4 protein-coding genes, 4 tRNA genes and 1 pseudogene are annotated in these 5143 nt (G+C 49.4%); 7 read left to right on the plus strand and 2 right to left on the minus strand.

Translation table 11 applies throughout. From position 1 onward, the window contains the following. The first annotated feature begins 192 nt into the window (after nt 1–192). Nucleotides 193–1221 carry a UDP-N-acetylmuramate dehydrogenase gene (murB, locus tag OGY33_RS02015; RefSeq protein WP_103015416.1) on the plus strand — a complete coding sequence of 343 codons (1029 nt, stop codon included), beginning with the start codon at nt 193–195 and terminating at the stop codon, nt 1219–1221. Next, the gene (gene birA / locus OGY33_RS02020; RefSeq protein WP_003826969.1) at nt 1218–2180 is read left to right on the plus strand and encodes a bifunctional biotin--[acetyl-CoA-carboxylase] ligase/biotin operon repressor BirA; all 963 of its coding nucleotides are present in this window, start codon (nt 1218–1220) and stop codon (nt 2178–2180) included. The genes murB and birA overlap by 4 nt, the downstream gene beginning before the upstream one ends. A 32-nt stretch (nt 2181–2212) precedes the next feature. Here the strand turns inward: birA and coaA are convergent, their stop codons facing one another. Further along, nucleotides 2213–3163 (minus strand): type I pantothenate kinase, encoded by a 951-nt coding sequence (coaA, locus tag OGY33_RS02025; RefSeq protein ID WP_003031107.1) that lies wholly within the window; start codon nt 3161–3163, stop codon nt 2213–2215. 289 nt (nt 3164–3452) lie between these two features. Continuing rightward, nucleotides 3453–3533, minus strand: a pseudogene (locus tag OGY33_RS02030) (hypothetical protein); the annotation flags it as partial. Nucleotides 3534–3552: 19 nt separating this feature from the next. On the opposite strand from OGY33_RS02030, the gene OGY33_RS02035 reads away from it, so the two are divergent. From OGY33_RS02035 to tuf, 5 genes are all read left to right on the plus strand, one after another. Further along, nucleotides 3553–3628: transfer RNA gene (locus OGY33_RS02035), tRNA-Thr, on the plus strand. Nucleotides 3629–3636: 8 nt separating this feature from the next. Next, nucleotides 3637–3721 (plus strand) — tRNA-Tyr (locus tag OGY33_RS02040). Between the two features lie 114 nt (nt 3722–3835). Further along, nucleotides 3836–3910 (plus strand) — tRNA-Gly (locus OGY33_RS02045). 5 nt (nt 3911–3915) lie between these two features. Further along, nucleotides 3916–3991: transfer RNA gene (locus OGY33_RS02050), tRNA-Thr, on the plus strand. 118 nt (nt 3992–4109) lie between these two features. After that, on the plus strand, nt 4110–5143 hold a 1034-nt coding region (gene tuf / locus OGY33_RS02055; RefSeq protein ID WP_286553871.1), incomplete at its 3' end, for an elongation factor Tu.

The raw sequence follows: 5143 nt of genomic DNA on the forward strand, positions 1-5143 counted from the left end.
TGCGGCGTACCGCCTTATCCGGCCTACAGAGGCAGGGCTGAATGTATTTTGTAGGCCTGATAAGCGCAGCGCATCAGGCACATCACAACACCGCACCATCGGGTGCAAAGCAATATCCAAAACCTCCATAACACAAGCCATCCAGCGGTATATGCGGTAAACTAGGCGCGATTTTGCATCAGGAAAGCGTCTATGAATCACTCCCTTAAAGCCTGGAACACCTTCGGTATCGATCAGCAAACGAATGAACTTGTCTGCGCCGAAAATGAACAACAATTACTGAATGCCTGGCAATCAGCCAATGCATCGCATCATCCAGTACTGATTCTGGGCGAAGGGAGCAACGTCCTGTTTCTTGATACCTTCCAGGGTACGGTGATCGTCAACCGTATTAAGGGTATTGAGATTACAGAACAACCTGATGCGTGGCATTTGCACGTAGGTGCGGGTGAAAACTGGCATCATCTGGTCCAGCATACGTTGCAGCTTGGTATGCCTGGCCTGGAAAATCTGGCGCTTATCCCAGGCTGCGTGGGTTCATCGCCAATCCAGAATATTGGTGCCTATGGCGTAGAGCTACAGCGCGTCTGCGAATACGTAGACTGCGTTGAGCTGTCGACTGGCAAACATCTGCGCGTTGGTGCGGCAGAATGTCGCTTTGGTTATCGTGACAGCATCTTCAAACATGAATACCAGGATCGCTTCGCAATTATTGCTGTTGGTTTACGCTTGTCTAAACAGTGGCATCCGGTACTGACCTATGGCGATCTGACGCGCCTGGATCCTACAACGGTGACGCCTCAGCAGGTTTTTGATTCTGTCTGCCATATGCGCACGACAAAACTGCCCGATCCGAAAGTAAACGGTAATGCAGGAAGCTTCTTTAAAAACCCGGTTGTCACCGCAGAGATTGCGCAGGAGCTCCTGGCAAAATTCCCAACAGCACCTCATTACCCGCAGGCTGATGGTTCTGTGAAACTGGCAGCCGGCTGGCTTATCGATCAGTGTCAGCTAAAAGGCATGCGCATTGGTGGCGCAGCGGTACATCAACAGCAGGCTCTGGTGCTGATCAATGCAGACAATGCGACGAGTCAGGATGTGGTGCAACTTGCACATTATGTACGTCAAAAAGTCGGTGAGAAATTTAATGTCTGGCTCGAACCAGAGGTCCGATTTATTGGCCCGCAGGGTGAAATGAATGCTGTGGAGATCATTGCATGAAGGATAATACCGTCCCTCTGACGCTTATTTCATTACTCGCTGATGGCGAATTTCATTCTGGTGAGCAGCTCGGTGAAAAGTTGGGAATGAGCCGTGCCGCAATCAATAAGCATGTCCAGACGTTACGCGACTGGGGGGTTGATGTCTTTACTGTTCCAGGTAAAGGATACAGCTTACCGGAGCCTATCCAACTATTAGATGCCTCACTTATTCATTCTCAACTGGATGGTGGAAATATCACAGTCCTGCCGGTTATCGACTCAACCAATCAGTACCTGATGGACCGAATAGGTCAACTGGAGTCAGGGGATGCCTGTGTCGCTGAATATCAGCAAGCCGGGCGCGGTCGCCGTGGTCGCAAATGGTTTTCACCGTTTGGTGCCAACCTGTACCTTTCAATGTTCTGGCGGTTGGAACAAGGACCGGCTGCCGCGATTGGCCTGAGTCTGGTTATTGGTATCGTCATGGCTGAGGTTTTACGCGATCTGGGCGCAGAGAAGGTACGTGTAAAATGGCCCAACGACCTCTATTTGCTCGACCGTAAGCTGGCAGGGATCCTGGTTGAACTGACCGGTAAGACAGGGGATGCCGCGCAGATTGTTATCGGTGCGGGTATTAATATGTCCATGCGCCGGGTTGAAGAAAATGTGGTTAATCAAGGCTGGATTAACTTGCAGGAAGCGGGCATTAACATTGATCGCAATACCCTTGCTGCCCGACTGATACGTGAGTTGCGTGCTGCGTTAGTGCTCTTTGAGCACGAAGGTTTAGCGCCGTATCTGTCTCGCTGGAAGAGACTGGATAACTTTATCGACCGCCCGGTCAAACTTATTATTGGCGATAAAGAAATATTTGGCATCTCTCGTGGAATAGACGCGCAAGGTGCATTATTGCTTGAACAAAATGGCGAGATCAAACCCTGGATGGGTGGAGAAATATCGCTAAGAAGCGCTGAGTAATAAGAAGGGGAGCTGTTGCTCCCCTTTTTTATTTATTTTCTCAACCTGACTTGCTCAACGGCATGATTGGCACTTTTCGTCATGATTAAGCTTGCTCGCTCACGCGTTGGTAATATATTTTGTTTTAAATTCAGCCAGTTAATCTCTTTCCATAACGATGTGGCGGTGTTGATAGCCTCATCTTCTGATAATTTTGCATAGTTATGGAAATAAGAGTCCGGGTTGGTAAACGCCCCTTCACGGAATTTCAGGAAACGGTTGATATACCACGTCTGGAGTAATTCTTCTGGCGCATCAACATAAATAGAAAAGTCGACAAAGTCAGAAACAAATACATGATGCGGATCGTGAGGATAGTCCATCCCGCTTTGTAATACATTTAGCCCTTCGAGTATTAATATGTCGGGCTGGGCAACGGTTTTGTCGCCATCAGGGATCACATCATAGATGAGATGGGAATAGACCGGCGCCGTGACGTTAGGTACGCCTGATTTCAGATCGGAAACGAATTTAACCAAGCGATGCATATCATAGGACTGGGGGAAGCCTTTCTTCTTCATCAGTCCACGATCTTTCAATACCTGGTTAGGGTGGAGAAAGCCATCGGTAGTAATCAACTCAACCTTGCGATGCTCGGGCCAGCGACTGAGCAAAGCCTGCAAAACACGCGCAGTCGTACTTTTACCGACGGCGACGCTGCCAGCAATGCTAATAATATAAGGAATACGCTCGCCATTCGTGCCTAAAAATTGCTCCAGCACGGCCTGACGTCGCAGGTTCGAACTGATGTAAAAGTTTAGCAAACGCGAGAGAGGCAAATAAATCTCGGCAACTTCTTCCAGCGATAAGTCTTCGTTAATGCCTTTAAGACGAGCAATCTCTTCCTCGGTCAGGGTCATCGGCACGGAATCACGAAGCGCAGCCCACTGGTTGCGATCAAACTGTAGGTAAGGCGACGTTAACGCTTGCTCTTTTATACTCATACGCATGGTCTGGCTGTCATTGCTATATCAGGTCTGCGGTAAAAAACGAAATCATCCCGGTACGCAATGGCACGCACATTTCAGTTAATTTGGACAATGGGCAGGAGGGTAACACCAGATGGGGGGGAATAATAAGAAAAAATCATCCTCTGAAATGCAATGTGACGGGTATTCCAGATGTATAAAGATGTGCTTTCTCTCTATCAAAGCGTACCTGCCGGAGCAAAATTCCTCCCAGAGGAGGCACGTGACGTTGGAAATTTGTCCAATCCAAAGAGGAAATAGATTATTTATCGGTCGTATAGTGCAAAATGTGAGCGATAGAACATTTTATGCAATTTTTTAGTTGCATGAGTGCGCGTGTCTCCATAAAATGCGCGCTACTTGATGCCGACTTAGCTCAGTAGGTAGAGCAACTGACTTGTAATCAGTAGGTCACCAGTTCGATTCCGGTAGTCGGCACCATCAAGTCCGGTGGGGTTCCCGAGCGGCCAAAGGGAGCAGACTGTAAATCTGCCGTCACAGACTTCGAAGGTTCGAATCCTTCCCCCACCACCACTTTCTGGCAGCGTTATCGCCGCCTGAGTTGATTAAAAAATTAATCAGCTCGAACAGAAAAGAGAGAAATCTCTTTTTTGTTGCAGAAAGAACTGGGTAGCCGAGTTTCAGGATGCGGGCATCGTATAATGGCTATTACCTCAGCCTTCCAAGCTGATGATGCGGGTTCGATTCCCGCTGCCCGCTCCAGACGTGCTGATATGGCTCAGTTGGTAGAGCGCACCCTTGGTAAGGGTGAGGTCCCCAGTTCGACTCTGGGTATCAGCACCACTTCACTTCTCCTTCCCGTTTCTCTCTGTTTACTTTTAAAAGCATTCAACAGCTCAGGTATATTGCCTGGTTGATGTGGTGATATCACCGATTTATCCGTGTCTTAGAGGGACAATCGATGTCTAAAGAAAAATTTGAACGTACTAAACCGCACGTTAACGTCGGTACTATCGGCCACGTTGACCATGGTAAAACAACGCTGACCGCTGCAATCACTACCGTTCTGGCTAAAACCTACGGCGGTGCTGCTCGCGCATTCGACCAGATCGATAACGCGCCGGAAGAAAAAGCTCGTGGTATCACCATCAACACTTCTCACGTTGAATATGACACCCCGACTCGCCACTACGCACACGTAGACTGCCCGGGCCACGCCGACTATGTTAAAAACATGATCACCGGTGCTGCGCAGATGGACGGCGCGATCCTGGTTGTTGCTGCGACTGACGGCCCGATGCCGCAGACTCGTGAGCACATCCTGCTGGGTCGTCAGGTAGGCGTTCCGTACATCATCGTGTTCCTGAACAAATGCGACATGGTTGATGACGAAGAGCTGCTGGAACTGGTAGAAATGGAAGTTCGTGAACTTCTGTCTCAGTACGATTTCCCGGGCGACGACACTCCGATCGTTCGTGGTTCTGCTCTGAAAGCGCTGGAAGGCGAAGCAGAGTGGGAAGCGAAAATCATCGAACTGGCTGGCTTCCTGGATTCTTACATCCCAGAACCAGAGCGTGCGATTGACAAGCCGTTCCTGCTGCCTATCGAAGACGTATTCTCCATCTCCGGTCGTGGTACCGTTGTTACCGGTCGTGTAGAGCGCGGTATCATCAAAGTTGGTGAAGAAGTTGAAATCGTTGGTATCAAAGAGACAGCTAAGTCTACCTGTACTGGCGTTGAAATGTTCCGCAAACTGCTGGACGAAGGCCGTGCTGGTGAGAACGTTGGTGTTCTGCTGCGTGGTATCAAACGTGAAGAAATCGAACGTGGTCAGGTACTGGCTAAGCCGGGCTCTATCAAGCCGCACACCAAGTTCGAATCTGAAGTGTACATTCTGTCCAAAGACGAAGGCGGCCGTCATACTCCGTTCTTCAAAGGCTACCGTCCGCAGTTCTACTTCCGTACTACTGACGTGACTGGTACCATCGAACTGCC

It is taken from the genome of Citrobacter sp. Cpo032 (assembly GCF_030332975.1).
GTDB lineage: Bacteria > Pseudomonadota > Gammaproteobacteria > Enterobacterales > Enterobacteriaceae > Citrobacter > Citrobacter portucalensis.

Bases quoted from the DNA above. Each gene is read 5' to 3' on its own strand.
- birA (WP_003826969.1), top strand. From the start codon at position 1,218: ATGAAGGATAATACCGTCCCTCTGACGCTTATTTCATTACTCGCTGAT.
- murB (WP_103015416.1), top strand. From the start codon at position 193: ATGAATCACTCCCTTAAAGCCTGGAACACCTTCGGTATCGATCAGCAA.
- coaA (WP_003031107.1), bottom strand. From the start codon at position 3,163: ATGAGTATAAAAGAGCAAGCGTTAACGTCGCCTTACCTACAGTTTGAT.